Here is a 16,909-nt window from a genome sequence, read left to right on the forward strand (position 1 = left end):
GATGAGCGTCTGGCCGCAGTTGCGCGACACCCGCACGGTCAGAGCGGGCACCGCGCCCGGGACGGTGCTCCGCTGCGGCCTGGCCGACACCATGCTCGCCGACCTCGCCGTCTCGGTCGTCCTCTTCTTCGAGCGCGCGCTGGACGAGGACCGCCTCGCCGCGGGCCTGGCCCGGGCGCTGGAGCGCGTCCCGGTCTTCGCCGGCCGACTGCGCACCGTGGACGGGGTGTTGGAGGCGGTCTGCGACGACTCCGGTGTCCCGATGGTGAGTTACCGCGTCGACGGCACGCTCGCCGAGTCCATGGGTCGGGTCACCGCGCCCGGTGCGCTGCACGTCGACCCGCTGGACGCCCCGGCCGCCCGCACCGGCGGCGGACCGCTGCTCGCCGTCCGGGTGACCCGCACCGGCGACGGCGGTACCGTGCTCGGCTGCTCCTGGCACCACGCGATCGGCGACCTGCACAGCTTCGCGTTGCTGCTGCGCGCCTGGTCGGCGGCGGTCGAGGGCGAGGAGCTCCCGGCGGCCGAACTCGTCGGGGACCAGGACGCCCTGCTCGACCGGGTGCTGCCCGCCGAGGACTGCGGCCGGCCCGGCTTCCGGGTGCCAGGACCGGCCGAGCGCGCCGTGCTGGACCGCGAGGTGGCGGCCGGCCCGCGTGCCAACCGGACCGTCCAGCTGTACTTCGGCGACGCCGAGATAGCCCGGATGCGCGAGGAGTTCGGCGCGGAGGCCGGCCGCTGGGTCTCCTCCGGCGACGCGGTCTGCGCCCATGTCACCCACACTCTGAGGGAGTTGGACGGCGACCGGGAGACCCGCTGGCTCACCGTCCCGGTCAACGCCCGCCGCGCGCTCGGACTGCCGGACGCCCTGGTCGGCAATCTGCTCGGCGACATCCACCTGCCGTACACGCCCGAGGACGGCCCGGCCGCCCTCGCCGGCGCGCTGCGCACCGCCGTGCGGGGATATGCCGAGGACCACCTCAACCTGCGCGCCAACCTGCGCTTCCTGGCCGAGCTCGGCCGGCCCGGGCTGGGGAGCTGCGTGCCGATCGGCTTCGACCCCCAGCAACGCCGGATCAGCTTCTCCAACTGGAGCCGCTTCGGCCTCTACGACGCGACCTTCCAGGGCCAGCGGCCGGTGTTCTTCAGCCCGGCTGCCAACTACCCGCTGCCCTGGGTCTGCTGGGCCGTCGAGGGCTTCGGCGGCAGCGGTCTGCTCACCACGGCGGTGCTCCCGGCCCGGCTGGCCGCGCGGCTGCGCGGGACGGAGGGGCGGGCGGCGCTGCACCGCTTCCGGGACCGGTCGGACGAGCTGCCGGACCTGCTCGCGGCCGTGCCCAAGGTGCTCTGAGAACGCTCCGGGACGCAACCGGGGGCGACCGTAACGGCCGCCCCCGGTCGGTATCCTGACGCATCGTCACTTCATGACGGCGCGCAGTGCGTGGCGCAGCTGCTCCCGGTCCGGCTGCAGGGCCCGGTCGAGCGCGGGGGCGAACGGCAGCACCGCGCCGTCGGGCCGGGTGACCCGCCGCGGCGGGGCGACGAGCCGGAACTCCTCGGCGGCGGTGGCCAGCACCTCCGCGCCGATCCCGCAGCTGCGGTTGGAGTCGTCGATCACCACCAGCCGCCCGGTGCGCTCTAGCGAGGCGCCCAGGGCGGCCCAGTCGAACGGGTACAGCGTGCGCGGGTCGAGCACCTCGACCGAGATCTCCCCGGCCAGCTCCTCGGCCACCGCCAGCGCGTCGTGCACCAGGTGCCCGACGGCGACCAGGGTGACGTCGGTGCCGCCGCGGTGCACCCGGGCGCTGCCGAGCGGGACCGGCGCCAGCTCCCAGGTGACGGTCTCGCGGACCGCCAGCGCGGCGGCCGGGGCGAAGACCACCACCGGGTCCGGGTCCCGGATCGCCGAGCGCAGCAGCCCGTAGGCGTCGGTCGGGGTGGCCGGCACGACGGTCTTCATCCCGGCGTGCGCGAACAGGCTGTACGGGTGGTCGGAGTGCTGGCCCGCCCAGCCGTCCCGGGAGCCGGAACCGGGGACCAGACAGGTGAGCGGGACACCCGCCTGGCCGCCGGTCATCAGCGAGAACTTGTGGGCCTGGTTGACGAGTTGCTCGAATACCAGGAAGAGCAGCGAGGGGATCTGGAACTCCAGCACCGGCCGCCGCCCGGCCAGGGCCGCACCGAGTGCCATCGCGGTGAACGCCTGCTCGGAGAGCGGGGTGTCGACGATCCGCTCCGGCCCGAACCGGTCCAGCAGCCCGAGGGTGGGTCCGGCCATCCCGGCACCGATGTCCTCGCCGAACACGCAGACGGCGGGGTCGCCGTCCAGCTCGTCGGCCAGTGCCCGGTTGAGCGCCTTCGTATACGAGAGTCTCATGCCACCGCCCCCGCCCGGGGCCGCAGCCCGGAGGCGTACAGGTGGTCGGCGGCGCCGGCCGGGTCCGGGTGCGGCGAGGCGAGCGCGAACTCCTCGGCCGCCGCGAGTTCGGCGGCCACCTCGGCGTCCAGGGCGGCGGCGCGCTCGGCGCCGATCGCGGCGGCGGCCCGGGGGAGCGGGTCCCGCTCGCGCCAGGCGGCCACCTCCTCGGGGGTGCGGTAGCGCAGTTTCATCCGCCGTTCCATCGTGTGGTGGCCCTCGAACCGGTAGGTGCGGCACTCCAGGAAGCCCGGACCGCCGCCGGACCTGGCCCGGGCGACGGCCCGCTCGGCGGCGGCCCGGACCGCCTCGGTGTCCATGCCGTCGACCTCGGCGGCCGGGATGCCGAAGGCGGCCGCCCGGCCGGTGGCGCTGCCCGCCACCGCGGCGTCGGCGGGCAGGGTGGTGGCGTAGCCGTTGTTCTCGCAGACGAAGAGCACCGGCAGCCGCCACATCGCGGCCAGGTTGAGCGACTCCAGCAGCACACCCTGGTTGAGCGCGCCGTCGCCGAAGAAGGCGACCGCCACCGCGTCGGAGCCGGCCCGCAGGTCGGCCCAGGCGGCGCCGACCGCGATCGGCGCGCCGGCGCCGACGATGCCGTTGGCGCCGAGGATGCCCAGCCGCAGGTCGGCGGCGTGCATCGAGCCGCCCCGGCCCCGGTTGGACCCGCCGACCCGCCCGGCCAGTTCGGCCAGCAGCCGCGCCGGGTCCAGGCCGCGGGCCAGGACGTGGCCGTGCCCGCGGTGGGTGGAGGCGAGTCGGTCGCCCGCCCCCAGCGCGGCGCAGACGCCGACCGCGACGGCCTCCTGCCCGATGTACGGGTGGATGCCGCCGGTGATCACCCCGGACTTCACCAGGTCCAGCGCCCGCTCCTCGAAGGAGCGGATCAGCCGCAGCATCCGGTACCGCCGCTCGGGCGTGTCGAGCGCGGCGACGACGGGTGCCCCAGGGATCACAGCACTCCCCGCCAGACGGTCGGGCAGAAGTCCGGGTCCGCGTAGTCGGGGCGGCCGTCGGCGGTGCGCCGCACCAGCACGTCGTGGTTGTAGACCACCGTCTCGCCGTCCGGGCGGGTGGCGAGCCGGTGGGCGTTGGCGCCGTCCTGGAGGTGCAGCGAGACCGCCCGGCGCGGGTAGGAGGCCAGGTTGGGGCCGCTGCCGTGGTAGGTGCGGCAGTGGTGGAAGCTGACGTGGCCGCGCGGGATGATCATCGGGACCTTGCGGACCTCGGTCCCGTTGTACTGCGCGTTGGCGTCCAGGATGGCGTCCAGCTCGGAGTTGTCGCGGTCGGCGAAGTGCCGGGTGGAGTCCTCCTCGGAGGGCAGCTCCTTCCACCGGTGACTGCCGTCCACCATGGTGATGGTGCCGTTCTCCTCGCCGCAGTCGTGGAACGGCAGGAAGGCGGTGAGCATCCGCTCCGAGGTCGAGGTCTGCCAGTAGTGCTTGTCGAAGTGCCACGGCACCTGGTTGCTGGGCTCGCCCGGCACCGGGGGCTTGTAGATGAGGGTGGCCTGGAAGATCCGGACCTCCTCGGCCTCGGCGAGCAGCGCGGCGACGGCGCCGAGCAGCGGCTTGCGCAGGATCGCCGCGATCGCCTCGCTCTCGTAGTGCACGTAGTCGTTGTGCCGCTGGACCGGGCCGTGCGCGGGCTCCCAGGAGGCCAGCCGCGGCGGGCGGACCGGCAGGGTGCGGTCGCGGTGGCCCGCGTAGTACTGCTCGGTGGCGGCCTGCAGGGTGTCCAGCTCCTCGTCGCTGAACAGCTTGCGGGACAGGTACCAGCCGTGCTCCAGGTAGCCGGCCACCTCCTCGGGGGTGGGCAGCAGGGCGCGTTCGGCCTCGGTCAGGTGGAACTCGGGTGCGGTGGTCATGGGGGACGGGCCTCCTGGGGTGTGAGGGCTCGGACGGACGTCGGGCGGCGGGCTCAGACCGAGGCGGCGGCGCGCTGGCGCTCGACGGCCTCGTAGAGGGCCTTGATGTTGGCGGTGCCGAAGGTGCCGGCGCCCTGGCGCTCGATCAGCTCCACGAAGTACGTCCGGCGGGGGTGGGTGGAGCGGGCGAAAATCTGGAACAGCTGCCCGCCGTGGTCCTGGTCGACCAGCACGTCCAGCTCGCGCAGCGTCTCCACCGGGATGGCGGTGCCGCCGAGCCGCTCGGCGAGCGCGTCGTAGTAGGTGCCGGGGGTGGTCAGGAACGCCACGCCCCGGTCGCGGATGGTGCGTACGGCGGTGGCGATGTCGCCGGTGCGGAACGCCAGGTGCTGGACGCCGGCGCCCTCGTGGTCGGCGAGGAAGGTGTCGATCTGGCCGGGGCGGCGGGTGGTGTCGGGCTCGATGAGGGTGAAGGTGACCTCGCCGGAGGCGCTCTGCACCACGCTGGAGTCCATCGCCTGCTCGCCGACCTCGATGTACTCGCCGAAGATGCGGTGCATGCCGAGCGCGGCCTCGCAGAACTTCACGGCGTCCGCCAGCTCGCCGGCCGGCAGGCAGATCGCGGCGTGGTCGAGGGCGTCCAGCAGCCGCGGCGAGCCGGCCGGCTCGGTCTCGGAAGTGGCCGGCGCCTCGGGGACGAACCGCAGGGCGGTGTCGCCGAAGCCGGCCACCAGCCCGCCGGCCCGGTCCAGCACCCGGGCGCCGTGCCGCTCGGCGCGGTCCAGGGCGGCCTGCGGGTCCGGGCAGGAGAGCGCGAGGGCGGCGACGCCCTCGCCGTGCCGGGCGGCGTAGCGGGCCACCGGGTGCTCCGGGTCGGCGGCGGAGCGCAGCAGGAAGCGGATGCCGCCCTGCCGCACCAGGACGGTGCGGGCGTTCGCGGACTCGGCCGCGGCGAGCTGATCGGGTTCGGGCGCCGCGAGCGCGAAGCCGTAGTCGGCGCAGAGTTCGGCCGCCGCGGTGTCGGCGTCGGCGCAGTGGTACTCGACGTGGGCGATGGACTGGATGGACAACGGGATCTCCCCGGGGGATCGCGAGTTGACGAGTGGCCTGGCACGGGTGTCCGCGCCGCGCTGGCGCCGGGCGGCGTCAGCGGACGGACGGGGTGGAGGCGGGCTCGAAGACCAGGCTGAGGTTGTGCCCGCCGAAGGCGAAGGCGTTGCTCAGGGCGGCGGTGAGCGGGACGGCGCGGGCGGCGCCCCGGACGTGGTCCAGGTCGCAGGCCGGGTCCGGCTCGTCGAGGTTGACGGTCGGCGGCAGCGTCCCCCGGGCCACCGCGAGTGCGGTGACCGCCGCCTCCAGCGCGCCTGCCGCGCCCAGGAGATGACCGGTGGCGCCCTTGGTGGAGCTGACCGCGGGGCGGTGGGTGCCGAAGACGGTGTTCAGCGCGGCGCTCTCGGCGACGTCGCCGAGCTTGGTGCCGGTGCCGTGCGCGTTGACGTAGCCGATGTCGGAGGGCGCGAGGCCCGCGTTGGCGAGCGCGGCGCGCATCGCGTCGGCGGCGCCCGCGCCGTCGGGACGCGGCATGGTCGGGTGGTGGGCGTCGGTGGAGGCGCCCCAGCCGGTGAGGTCGGCGTAGCCGGCGGCGCCGCGGGCGGCGGCGTGCTCGGGGCTCTCCAGCACCAGGACGGCGCTGCCCTCGCCCAGCACGAAGCCGTTGCGGCGGCGGTCGAAGGGCCGGCTGGCCTGCCCGGGGTCCTCCCAACCGGAGGACAGCGCGCGGGCGTTGGTGAACGCGGCGGCGATCGTCGGGTGCAGCGAGGACTCGGTGCCGCCGCACACCACCACGTCGGCGTCGCCGGAGCGGATCAGCCGCAGCCCCTCGGCGACGGCCTGGGCGCCGGCCGCGCAGGCCGTCACGATGGCGGTGCTGAAGCCGCGGATGCCGTGCTTGATGGCGATCCGGGCGGTGGCCATGTTGGAGAGCATGCCGGGCAGCAGGTACGGGCTGACGCCGGGCCGGCCGCGGTCGAGCCGGCGGTGGGACTGCTGCTCGAAGGTCTCCAGTCCGCCGCCGCCGGTGGCCAGCACCACGGCGGTGCGGTGCGGGTCGGCGTCCTGGCCGACCACCAGGCCGGCGTCGGCGAGCGCGTCGTCCGCGGCGGCCAGGGCGAGCAGCACGAAGCGGTCCACGCAGCGGGTCTCGGTGGGCGGCAGCACCTCGCGGCCGTCCACCGCCGGGGCGAGGCCGGCCGCGCTCAGCCAGCCGTGGGCGGCGTGGCCCTCGGGCAGCGCGCGGATGCCGGAGCGGCCGGCGGTGAGCGCGTCGAAGACCTCGGCGGGCTTGCGGCCGAGCGGGGTGACCAGGCCGATGCCGGTGACCACGGCGCCCGGGCGGCGGGCGGTCATCGGGCGGCCGCCGGGGCCGCGGCGACGGAGTCCAGGTAGCGCCGGCGCAGCAGGACCTTGCGGACCTTGCCGGTGGGGCCGACCGGGATGTCGTCCCCGCCCACCACGACGACCTGGCGGACGGTGGCCGCGGCGGCCTCGTCCAGCGCGGCGGTGACGGCCTTGGTGCGGTCGGCGGCCGGGTCGGCCCCGGCGGTCAGCACCAGCAGGACGTCGGTGACCACGCGCTCGCCGTCGCGCACCGCGACCACCGTGCAGTCCAGCACGTCGGGGCAGGCGGCCAGCACCCGCTCCTCCGACATCGCGGTGAACAGCCTTGTGCCGTCGTCGAGTTCGACCGAGTCGACGGCCCGGTCGACGTGGTAGTAGTAGCCCTCCTCGTCCCGGTACATCAGGTCGCCGGTGAGGAAGCGCCCGCGCAGCCGGGTGCGGTAGGTGGTCGCCGAGTCGTTCCAGTAGCCGAGGGCCAGCGTCGGTGAGGTGGTGGCGAGTTCGCCGACCTCGCCGGGGCCGAGCGGTTCGCCGTCCGGGCCGACCAGTTCGCAGTCGACGAAGGTGTGCGGGCGCCCGACGCAGCGGCCGTAGCGCTCGGTGTCCGGGCCGTGGGTGATGAAGAAGTGCGAGTGGCCCATCTCGGTGGAGCCGAGGCCGTCCACGAACAGCGAGCCGGGGACCCGGGTGCGGCCCTCGCGGGTCACCGACTCGCGGCTGCCGGTGGCGACCAGGCGGCGGATGTGCACCTCGTGGGCGCAGTCGCCGGTGTTCCACCACAGCGCGACCGAGTCCAACCGCCGGGCGTTCAGGTCGTGGTGGGCGAGGTCGGCCCAGGTGGCGGCGAAGCCGACCACTCCGCTGGGGCGCCACTGCTCGATGGCGTCCAGCACGCCGGCGCCGGACTGGCTGGACAGCAGGGCGAGCCGGGTGTGCGAGGCGAGCGCGAGGTTGACCGCGATCAGGGTGGCGGCGTGCGGGGCGGGCAGGGCACTGAGCATCCGCTCCTGGCCCTGCGGGCGCGGCAGCCGGGCGCGGTGGCGGATCGCCGCGTAGAGGCTCGCGTGCGAGTGGACCACGGCCTTGGGCAGGCCGGTGGTGCCGGAGGAGTGGGTGATCGCCACCGGGTCGCCGGCCCAGTGCCGGTAGGGCTCCGGGGCGGCCTCCGGGTCGCCGGAGGCGAGGGTGGCGATCTCCGGCAGGGCGGGGGCGCCGGTCTCGTGGCCGGCCAGCGCGGCCAGGTGCGGCGCGTCGGCGAGGACGCCGACCGGGCCGAGCTTGGCGATGTAGCGGGCGGCCCGCTCGCCGTCCAGGTGGGGGTTGAGCAGCGCGGGGATGGCACCGAGCCGGGCCAGGGCGAGGAAGGCGAGCACGTGGTCGGCGGCGTCGCTCGCGTACACCACCACCGGGTCGCGCCGGCCGATGCCCAGGGCGTGCAGGGCGGCGGCCCTGGCGCGGACGGCGCGGTCCAGCTCGACGAGGGTGAACGGCTGCCAGGCGGCGTGGTCGTCCACCGGGGTGTCGAAGGTCAGCAGCGGCTCGTCGAGACCGAGGCCGAGGGCGAGGCGGCTGATGAGGACGTTTCCGGCGCCGACGGCCGGATCGTCGGCCAGCAGGGTGCGGATACTGCGGATGCTCACGGGGTGGATCCCTCCCGGGGTGCGGGCGTGCGGGGCGTGCGGGCGTGCTGCGGCGGGACGCGGCGGGTGGGGGACCGCTCGCGCCGGGTGGTGCGCAGGGGGACGGGTCGGGGGTCGGTTCGGGGTCGGTTCGGGTGGGTGGGTCAGACGGCGGCGACCAGCAGGGCCACCGCCCGGTCGGTGTGCTCCGGGCCCTCGGCCGCCGCGGAGTCCTCGCCCTGCTCGCCCTGCTCCGCGGCGATGACGAGGACCTGCTCGGCGTCGCCGTCCGCGAGCAGCAGTTCCGCCAGGTCGAGCGCGTCCTGCGGGACCCGCCCGGGTGGCGGGGCCTGGGCCGGGCTGATCGCCACCACCGGGCCGGTCAGGCCCCAGCGGGCGGCGATGTGGCCGAGGACGGCGTTCGGGTTGGACTGGAAGAACAGCAGCGGGGGCATCCGCCGTCCGGGGTCGGCGGCGGCCTCCTCGATGGCGCGGGCGGTGGCGCGGTCGCCGCTCGCGCTGGCCAGCAGCAGCGCGGTCCGGCCGGGAGCCGGGGCCGTGCCGTGCCGGGCGCGCAGGCAGCGTTCGGCGGTCTCGGCCACCAGGGGGTTGAAGGAGGAGGCGGCGAAGCCGGGCAGCGGGGGGAGCGGCTCGCGCCGTTCGGCGTCGGGGTCGGGCCAGGCGGCCTCGGCGAGGATGCGCAGCGTCGTCATCGGGCGGCCACCAGGAGTGCGGTGTTGGCGCCGCCGAAGGCGGAGTTGAGGGTGAGCGCGTAGCGCGGCCGGGCGGCGCGCGGGCCGTCCAGCACGAGGTCCAGGCCGATCTCCGGGTCCGGGCCCAGCCAGCCGGCGTTGACCGGCAGCAGGCCGTCGGTCAACGCCCCGACGGTGACGACGAGTTCGAGCAGTGCCGAGGCCTCCAGGGCGTGCCCGTGGACGGCCTTGCTGGAGCTGACCGGCAGCCGCGCGGTGTGCGCGCCGAAGACCCGGTGCAGCGCCTTGGCCTCCGCGAGGTCGGAGAGCGTCGAGCCGGTGCCGTTGGCGTTGACGTAGCCGACCTCCTCCGGGGCGATCCCGGCCCGCCCCAGCGCGGCGCGGACGGCCCGTGTCACGCCGTGGCCCTCGGGTTCGGGGCGGCAGACGTGGTGGGCGTCGCCGGCCCGGCCCCAGCCGGCCAGCCGGGCCAGCACGGGCGCGCCACGCCGCGCGGCCTCCGGCTCGGCCTCGACCAGGACGGCGGCGGCCGCGTCGCCGAGCAGGGTGCCGCTGCGGCCGGCGCTGAACGGGCGCAGCTCGCCGTCGCGGGCGAGCGCCCGGCCGGCGTCGAAGGCGGCGAACACGCCCGGCTCGACCAGGTGGCCGGCGGCGACCAGGACCCGGGGGTGGCGGCCGGCGGCGACCAGCGCGGCGGCGTCGGCGACGGCGGTGGCGGCCGCGACGCAGGCGCCGGTGTAGGCGCGGGTCACCCCGGGGCTGCCCCAGCCCGCCGCGGCCCCGGTGGCGACCGCGGCGACGGTGGCCCGGGTGCGCAGGTCGCTGTGCAGGGCGAGCAGCACGGGCGGGCCGGCGTCGGGCGCGGCCGGGGTCAGGCCGGCCCCGCGGCAGGCCTGACCGGCCGCCGCCAGCACGGCGTCGGCCAGCGGGCGCGGCTCGGGCAGCAGCGCGGCCCGGACGGTGCGGCGCGCCGAGACGTCGAACCGGGTGACCGCGGTGAACGCGGTCTTGCCGTGGACGACGGCCTCGGTGAGCGCGGCGGGGCCGTCGCCGGCCGCGCTGAGCACGCCGACGCCGGTCACCACGGGCCGCACGGCGGGCGGGGCGTGGCGGTTCATGGCCGCGCGGCCCCCGCGGTGGCGTCGTGGACGGCGGTCGCGCCGGTGACGGCTGCGCCGCCGGCCGCGAGCACGGCCGCGCGGAACACCGCGACGGCGTCGTCGACCGTCCGGACGGCCTCGAAGGCGTCGTCGTCGAGGTCCGGTTCGATGCCGTAGCGCTGCTCGAACTCGGCGATCAGCCACGTGAGTTCGAGCGAACCGAGCTCCTCGGGGACATCCTCCGGGGCGCGCTGCCCGAACGCCGCGAGCATGGCCAGGACCTCGGCCCGGTCGGGGCGGGCGAGGTCGGTCACGCCGGGCTGCCCGTGGTGACGGTGGCGGCGGCGACCCGCTTGGCGACGTCGGCGGTGAACTCGTCGAGCGTCATCAGCGCGGTGGTCTCCATCTCGTCCAGGTCGAACTTGACCCCGAACTCGTCCTCCACCTGGACCGAGAGGTCGGCGAGGGCGAGCGACTCCAGGTCCAGGCCGGCCGGGCCGAGGTCGGTGTCGCCGGTGACCTCGGAGACGTCGTACTGCATCTCGGTCAGGGCGGCGAGGACGAACACGCGGATGCGGTCCTGCATGGTGGGCTCCTTGGGCCCGGGCGCGAGCGGCGCCCGGGGTCGTCGGGGAAGGGAAAGCGGTCCTGCGGTGTGTCGGTGGTGGCCCCAACGGGCATATGGCATGTGCCCGTTGGGGAAGTCTCCGGTGGCCGTCCGGGGCGCCGCGCGCGGCTCGGGCCGGGTGCGGCCGGGGCCGGGAGGCTGAACGGTGCGCGGCCGGGCGCGCCGGATCGCGGCGCGGCGGGGTCAGCCGGCGGCGGCGCGCAGGGCGGCCGGGTCGCGCAGCAGCTTCCCGGTGGCGGTGCGGGGGAGCTGCGGGAGGAAGGCCAGCCGGCGCGGCCGCTTGTAGGCGGCGAGCTGCTCGGCGAGGCCGTCCCGGACGAGTGCCCGGTCGGCGCCGTCCTCGGCCGAGAGGTAGGCCTCGATGGCGCCGTCGTCGAAGACCACGACGGCCTCCCTGACGTGCGGGAGCGCGGCCAGGGTCTGCTCGACCTCGGTGAGGTCGACCTTGAGGCCGCCGATCGAGACCTGCGAGTCCCGGCGGCCGAGGATGGTGACCCGGCCGGTCGCCGGGTCGAGGACGGCGGCGTCGCGGGTGTGCAGCCAGCCGTCCGCCCAGCGGGTCGGGTCGTCGAGCCCGGGGTAGGGCGAGGCGGGGGTGCGCAGCTGGAGTTCGCCGCCGACCCGCCGCAGCTCCATGCCGTGCACGGGTTGCTTGGCCGGGTGCAGGGTGCCGTCCAGGTCGGTGGCGATCACCCCGGTCTCGGTCATCCCGTACATGGTGCCGAGCGGGACGCCGTAGCGCGCGGTGAACGCGGCGGGCAGGCCCGGGCGGACGAGTTCGCCGGCCACCACCATCCGGCGCAGCTGCGGCAGTTCCGGTGGATCGGTGGCGCCGGCCAGCAGCTCGGCGTGGAACGGCACCCCGATCACGGTGGTCGGCCGGCCGTCGGCGGCGACCGAGGCGAGGATGCCCGCCGCCGTCATCCGGTCCGGGACGGTGAGCGGGGCGCGCGCGTGCAGGCTGTTGAGCAGCCCGCCGACCAGGCCGAGCACGTGCACCACCGAGGAGAGCAGGACCACCCGCTCGCCCTCGCCGGGGAACGCCGCGAGCCTGCGGTAGCAGTCGAGTTCGCGGATCAGGTCGCTCGCGGTGCGCGCGATCACCTTGGCCGGGCCGGTCGAGCCCGAGCTGAGCTGGACCAGCGCGTGGCCGGTCCCGGCGGGCCGGCCGGCGGGCAGCCGGACGGCGACCGGGTCGACCAGCGAGTAGCCGCGCAGCGCCGCGGCCGCGGGCCGCGAGGCCGAGCCGACCAGCACCTGCGGGGCCAGCCGGCCGATCGCCGCCTCGACCTCGTGGTCGGTCAGTCGGTGGTCCAGCAGCGCCACCTGCGCGCGCAGTTGCCAGGCGGCCAGGAGCACGGCGACGAAGCCCAGGGAGGGCGGCAGCCGCAGTGCGACGGTCCCGCCGGGGCCGAGGCCGGCCGAGGCCAGCCGTTCGGCCTGCTCGGCGACCAGCGCGCGCAGGGCGTCGCGGTCGACGGGCGTGCCGAAACGCAGGCACTCCTCACCCCCGGGGCCGGCCAGCAGCACCCGGTCGACCCAGTCGGCGGGAGCATCGGCATGCGGGGGTGAGGCGGGCGGCGGTGAAGAAGGGGAAAAGCCGGTCAACGCCACTCCACACAGTGAGGAGATTTGTCATGGACACTAGAGCGATGTTCAGCTGCCATCAGCAGCAATACGCCCAATTCCGTTGCCAGACCATTGCACAGACGATTGGTCAAATCAAGGTCTATACCAATGTGGTGCAGACCTCCTACGCTGCCGATCCGTGGGCCGGTCCGAACGTGGCCGGTCCGGGAACGAGGATGCCTGTGGCACCACGCACACTGGCCGGGATCGAACGCGCCGCGCGCGAGCAACTCCCCCCGGAAATATGGGACTTCATCGAAGGTGGCAGTGGATCGGAACGCACCCTGGCGGCCAACCGGGAATTGTTCGGACGCTATGCCTTCCGCCCCCGCGTACTCGTCGACGTCTCCGTCTGCGAGCCGGCCGTCGATCTGCTCGGCACCACCCTGCAACTGCCGGTCGGAATTGCCCCGATGGCCTACCACCGGCTGGTCCATCCGGACGGCGAAACGGTGACCGCCCGGGCGGCCGGGAAGGCGGGCGCCCTCCTGGTCGCCGGCATCTTCGCCAGCCGCACCCTGGAGGAGATCGCCGCCGCCGCGACCGGCCCGCTCTGGCTCCAGCTGTACTGGCTGCGCCGCCGCGACGCGCTCGCCGCCCTGGTGGAACGCGCCGAGGCGGCCGGCTTCGCCGCCCTGCTGCTCACCGTCGACGCGCCCCGGATCGGCCGCCGGATGCGCGACCTGCGCAACGGCTTCGCCGTCCCCCCGGAGATCCGCGCGGTGAACCTCGACCCTGCCCTGATGGCCACCAGCCACCGTGCCGGAAAGGGCAGTTCGGGCATCGCCGAGCACGCCAGGGAGCAGTTCGACCCCACACTGACCTGGGCCGACCTCACATGGCTGCGGGAACGCACCCGGCTGCCGCTGGTCCTCAAGGGCGTGCTGACCGCCGAGGACGCCCGGCGCGCCGCCGACCACGGCGTCGACGCGGTCGTCGTCTCCAACCACGGCGGCCGCCAGCTCGACGGCGCGCTGCCCGCCCTGGCCGCCCTCCCCGAGGTCGTCGACGCCCTGCCGCCGCACCTCCCGGCGCTGCTCGACGGCGGCGTGCGCGGCGGGGCGGACATCGCCGTCGCCCTCGCCCTCGGCGCCCGCGCCGTACTGGTCGGCCGCCCGGCGTTCTGGGGCCTGGCCACCGGCGGCGAGGCCGGCGTCGGCGCCGTCCTCGACCTGCTGCGCGACGAACTGGAGCACACCATGGCCCTGTTGGGCCGGCCCACGGTCGCCGACCTGGACCGCACCGCCCTCGCGCCCTGGCCCGGCTGACCCTTCGCGCGCACCACCACCCCTCCTACGGAACGAGCGAGAGAACGACACCCATGAGCAGACAGGACGCCTTCCCCGGCTGGGACTGGGACGACCCCGACGGCCTCGCCGAGCAGCTCGACCGGTTCAGCGCCGACGTCGCCACCTGCCGGACCCTGGAGGCCGCCGCCGGCGGACTCCCGAAGGACCACCGGGGCCTCACCGAAATCGGCGTCACCGGCCTGGAGTTCGCCGCCTTCCGGACCGCCCACCCGGCCGGCCTCGGCACCGACCTCACCGCCCTGCGCAGCCCCGACGCGACGACCGAGCCCGGCACCCTCTACCGGGTCGACGGCGACCGCTGGTTCACCCAGCTCGACATCGCCGAGCCGCTGCCCTTCGCCGACGCCTGCGTCGACTGGGTCTACGCCGAGCACCTCATCGAGCACGTCACCATGCCCGTCGCGGTCGGCTGGCTGCGCGAGGTCCGCCGGGTGCTGCGCCCGGGCGGCGTGCTGCGCCTCACCACCCCCGACCTGGCCCGCTACCTGGTCGGCTACGCCACCGGCGACGGCTTCCTCGCCAAGCACCGCCGGCGCCTGACCACCATGGGCTTCGGCCCGCCGATGCCGCAGCGCCCCGCCTTCCTGGTCAACCAGATCTTCCGGTACTACGGTCACCAGTGGATCTACGACCTCGACGAGCTGCGGCACGTCCTCACCCGGGCCGGCTTCGAGGCCGGGCGGATCCGGCACTGCGCCTACCGCGAGGGAGTCCGCTCCGACGTCGCCGACCTGGACACCGCCTTCCGAACCGACGAGACCGTCTACGTCGAGGCCGACCGCTAGAGCGTGTCCGACGATTCCCGCCGGTCGCGAATCGTCGGACACGCCCTCGTCCGGCCCCGTCCAGAGGAAACCCCGATGCCCCTGCACCCCCAGGCCCAGGCGCTGCGCGACCGCCGCGCGAGCGCCGGCACCGCCCCGCTCTACAGCCTCACCGTGGCCGAGGCCCGCGCCGCCGACCTCGCCGAGATCCGCGCCGCCGCGGGCACCCCCGAACCGGTCGCCGCCGTCGAGGAGCACCGCCTGCCCGGCCCCGGCGGCGAACTCGCCCTGCGCCTCTACCGGCCCGGGCCGCCCGCCGACGGCCGCCCGCTGCCCGTCCTGCTCTACCTGTTCGGCGGTGGCTGGACCCTCGGCTCGCCCGACACCAGCGACGCGATCTGCCGCGCGCTCACCAACGCGGTCGGCTGCGCCACCGCCTCCGTCGGCTACCGCCTCGCCCCCGAGCACCCGTTCCCGGCCGCCGTCCAGGACTGCGCCGCCGCCGCCCGCTGGCTGGCCGGGCACGCGGAGGAACTCGGCCTGGACGCCGGGCGGCTGGCCGTGGCCGGCGACAGCGCGGGCGGCAACCTCGCCGCCGTGCTCGCCCTGATCGCCCGCGACGAGGGCGGCCCGGCGCTGCGCCACCAACTGCTCGTCTACCCCAACACCGACGCCCGCGCCGACACCCCCTCGTCGCGCGAGCACGACGACCCGGCGCTGTTCAACCGCCGCTCGGTCGCCTGGTACTGGGGCCACTACCTGGCCGACCCGGCCGACGGCGCCCACCCGCACGCCTCCCCGCTGCGCGCCCCGAGCCTGGCCGGGCTGCCGCCCGCCACCGTCATCACCGCCGAGTACGACCCGCTGCGCGACGAGGGCGAGCAGTACGCCGAGGCGCTGCGCGCGGCGGGCGTCCCCGTGGAGCTGCGCCGCTGGGCGGGCATGCCGCACGGGTTCTTCGCCATGACCGGCACCCTGGACGGCGCCGCCGAGTCCCAGGCGTACGCGGCCGCGCGCCTGCGCGAGGCCCTCGCGTGACGGCCCCCGCCGCCGCGGCGGCCCCCGGCCTCCCCCCGTCGCCGGCCGGGGCGGTCACGCTGCCGCTCGCCGAGCTGCACGGCTCCCTCGCGGACCCGCTGCTGGACGCGATGACCTTCCTCAACGAGGTCACCACCCGCTACCCGCGGGCGATCTCCTTCGCCCCCGGCCGCCCCTACGAGGGCTTCTTCGAACCCGAGGACGTCCCCGCCTACCTGGACGCCTACCTCGACCACCTGGCCGCGACCGGCCTGGACCGCGACGCGATCCGCACCACCCTGTTCCAGTACGGGCCGACCAAGGGCGTCATCAACGACCTGGTCGCCCGCACCCTGTTCCACGACGAGGACCTCGTCGTGGCCCCCGAGGCGCTGGTGCTGACCGTCGGCGCCCAGGAGGGCATGCTGCTGACGCTGCGCGCGCTGTGCGCCGGCCCGGACGACGTGCTGCTGGTCAGCTCGCCCTGCTACGTCGGCGTCACCGGCGCCGCCCGGCTGCTCGACCTGACCACCGTGCCGGTCCCCGAGGGCCCGGACGGCGGGCCGGACCCGGAGGCCGTGCGGGCCGCCGCCCGCGAGGTCCGCGCCGCCGGGCGCCGCCCGCGCGCCCTCTACGTGGTGCCGGACTTCGCCAACCCGTCCGGCACCTCGATGCCGGTCCCGGCCCGCGCCCGGCTGCTGGCGACGGCCGCCGAGGAGGACCTGCTGGTCATCGAGGACAACCCGTACGGCTTCTTCGCCCGGGAATCGGGCGGGCGGCCCGGCGGGCGGCCCACCCTCAAGGCGCTGGACCGCCACCGGCGGGTCGTCTACCTGGGTTCCTTCGCGAAGACCTGCTTCCCGGGCGCCCGGCTCGGCTACGTGGTCGCCGACCAGGAGGTGACCGGCCCCGGCGGGCGGCGCGGCCTGCTGGCCGACGAGCTGGCCAAGCTGAAGAGCATGACGACGGTCAACACGCCGGCCCTCAGCCAGGCCGTGATCGGCGGCATGCTGCTCACCCACGACTGTCGGCTGCGGGCCGCCAACGCCCCCGCCACGGCCCACTACGCGGCCGGCATGGACGCCCTGCTGGCCGAGCTGGAGCGGTGCTTCCCGGCCGCGGAACGGGAGAGCCTGGGCCTGTCCTGGAACGTGCCGGAGGGCGGCTTCTTCGCGGTGCTCACGGTCGCCTTCGCGGCCGACGACGACGCGATGGAGCGCTGCGCGCGGGAGTGCGGCGTGCTCTGGACGCCGATGGCGCCGTTCTACCCGGCCGGCGGCGGGGAGCACCGGCTGCGGCTGTCCATCAGCTCGCTGACGCCCGGGACGATCGCGGCCGGTGTCGCCCGGCTCGCGGACTTCGTGCGGGCCGAGACCGCCCGGGCGGCGGCGCCCTGACGGGCCGCGGCCGGAACAACGGCGAACGGCGGCGCCTCCCGGGAGCGGGAGG

General features: G+C 75.9%; 16 protein-coding genes. 5 read left to right on the forward strand and 11 right to left on the reverse strand.

What is annotated here, in order from left to right:
- The first annotated feature begins 1 nt into the window (after position 1).
- A complete protein-coding gene (locus tag ABT093_RS37395) occupies positions 2–1,351 on the forward strand; it encodes an acyltransferase (protein WP_350571933.1) in 1,350 nt (449 codons plus the stop codon).
- 66 nt (positions 1,352–1,417) lie between these two features.
- On the opposite strand, the gene ABT093_RS37400 is transcribed toward ABT093_RS37395, so the two are convergent.
- The 11 genes from ABT093_RS37400 to ABT093_RS37450 form a co-directional block, all read right to left on the reverse strand.
- On the reverse strand, positions 1,418–2,377 hold the full coding sequence (locus ABT093_RS37400; protein ID WP_350571934.1) for an alpha-ketoacid dehydrogenase subunit beta: 960 nt from the start codon (positions 2,375–2,377) through the stop codon (positions 1,418–1,420).
- Entirely contained in the window at positions 2,374–3,372 is a 999-nt protein-coding gene (locus tag ABT093_RS37405) for a thiamine pyrophosphate-dependent dehydrogenase E1 component subunit alpha (RefSeq protein ID WP_350571935.1), read from the reverse strand. Before ABT093_RS37405 ends, ABT093_RS37400 begins: the two co-directional genes overlap by 4 nt.
- Positions 3,369–4,283: a phytanoyl-CoA dioxygenase family protein gene (locus tag ABT093_RS37410; protein ID WP_350571936.1), complete on the reverse strand. Its 915-nt coding sequence runs from the start codon at positions 4,281–4,283 to the stop codon at positions 3,369–3,371. Before ABT093_RS37410 ends, ABT093_RS37405 begins: the two co-directional genes overlap by 4 nt.
- Before the next feature lie 53 nt (positions 4,284–4,336).
- A complete protein-coding gene (hppD, locus tag ABT093_RS37415) occupies positions 4,337–5,353 on the reverse strand; it encodes a 4-hydroxyphenylpyruvate dioxygenase (RefSeq protein ID WP_350571937.1) in 1,017 nt (338 codons plus the stop codon).
- Positions 5,354–5,429: 76 nt separating this feature from the next.
- Positions 5,430–6,689, reverse strand: coding sequence for a beta-ketoacyl-[acyl-carrier-protein] synthase family protein (locus tag ABT093_RS37420; RefSeq protein WP_350571938.1), 1,260 nt, complete (start codon positions 6,687–6,689; stop codon positions 5,430–5,432).
- Entirely contained in the window at positions 6,686–8,320 is a 1,635-nt protein-coding gene (locus ABT093_RS37425) for a class I adenylate-forming enzyme family protein (protein ID WP_350571939.1), read from the reverse strand. Before ABT093_RS37425 ends, ABT093_RS37420 begins: the two co-directional genes overlap by 4 nt.
- Before the next feature lie 143 nt (positions 8,321–8,463).
- Positions 8,464–9,012: a hypothetical protein gene (locus tag ABT093_RS37430; protein ID WP_350571940.1), complete on the reverse strand. Its 549-nt coding sequence runs from the start codon at positions 9,010–9,012 to the stop codon at positions 8,464–8,466.
- The gene (locus ABT093_RS37435; RefSeq protein ID WP_350571941.1) at positions 9,009–10,130 is read right to left on the reverse strand and encodes a beta-ketoacyl synthase N-terminal-like domain-containing protein; all 1,122 of its coding nucleotides are present in this window, start codon (positions 10,128–10,130) and stop codon (positions 9,009–9,011) included. The genes ABT093_RS37430 and ABT093_RS37435 overlap by 4 nt, the downstream gene beginning before the upstream one ends.
- The gene (locus ABT093_RS37440) at positions 10,127–10,426 is read right to left on the reverse strand and encodes an acyl carrier protein (RefSeq protein WP_350571942.1); all 300 of its coding nucleotides are present in this window, start codon (positions 10,424–10,426) and stop codon (positions 10,127–10,129) included. Before ABT093_RS37440 ends, ABT093_RS37435 begins: the two co-directional genes overlap by 4 nt.
- Positions 10,423–10,698, reverse strand: coding sequence for a phosphopantetheine-binding protein (locus tag ABT093_RS37445; protein WP_350571943.1), 276 nt, complete (start codon positions 10,696–10,698; stop codon positions 10,423–10,425). The genes ABT093_RS37440 and ABT093_RS37445 overlap by 4 nt, the downstream gene beginning before the upstream one ends.
- A gap of 225 nt (positions 10,699–10,923) precedes the next feature.
- Positions 10,924–12,354 carry a class I adenylate-forming enzyme family protein gene (locus ABT093_RS37450; RefSeq protein WP_502884406.1) on the reverse strand — a complete coding sequence of 477 codons (1,431 nt, stop codon included), beginning with the start codon at positions 12,352–12,354 and terminating at the stop codon, positions 10,924–10,926.
- 191 nt (positions 12,355–12,545) lie between these two features.
- Here ABT093_RS37450 and ABT093_RS37455 point away from each other — a divergent pair, with 191 nt between their 5' ends.
- The 4 genes from ABT093_RS37455 to ABT093_RS37470 all read left to right on the forward strand — a co-directional run bounded on the left by ABT093_RS37455 (position 12,546) and on the right by ABT093_RS37470 (position 16,857).
- Positions 12,546–13,637, forward strand: a complete 1,092-nt coding sequence (locus ABT093_RS37455; protein ID WP_350571945.1) for an alpha-hydroxy acid oxidase — start codon at positions 12,546–12,548, stop codon at positions 13,635–13,637.
- Between the two features lie 53 nt (positions 13,638–13,690).
- Positions 13,691–14,464, forward strand: a complete 774-nt coding sequence (locus ABT093_RS37460) for a methyltransferase domain-containing protein (protein WP_350571946.1) — start codon at positions 13,691–13,693, stop codon at positions 14,462–14,464.
- A gap of 75 nt (positions 14,465–14,539) precedes the next feature.
- Positions 14,540–15,481 carry a LipP1 family hormone-sensitive lipase gene (lipP1, locus tag ABT093_RS37465; protein ID WP_350571947.1) on the forward strand — a complete coding sequence of 314 codons (942 nt, stop codon included), beginning with the start codon at positions 14,540–14,542 and terminating at the stop codon, positions 15,479–15,481.
- Entirely contained in the window at positions 15,478–16,857 is a 1,380-nt protein-coding gene (locus ABT093_RS37470; RefSeq protein ID WP_350571948.1) for an aminotransferase-like domain-containing protein, read from the forward strand. The genes lipP1 and ABT093_RS37470 overlap by 4 nt, the downstream gene beginning before the upstream one ends.
- Positions 16,858–16,909 lie beyond the last annotated feature (52 nt).

This window comes from Kitasatospora sp. NPDC002551 (assembly GCF_040296005.1).
Taxonomy (GTDB): domain Bacteria; phylum Actinomycetota; class Actinomycetes; order Streptomycetales; family Streptomycetaceae; genus Kitasatospora.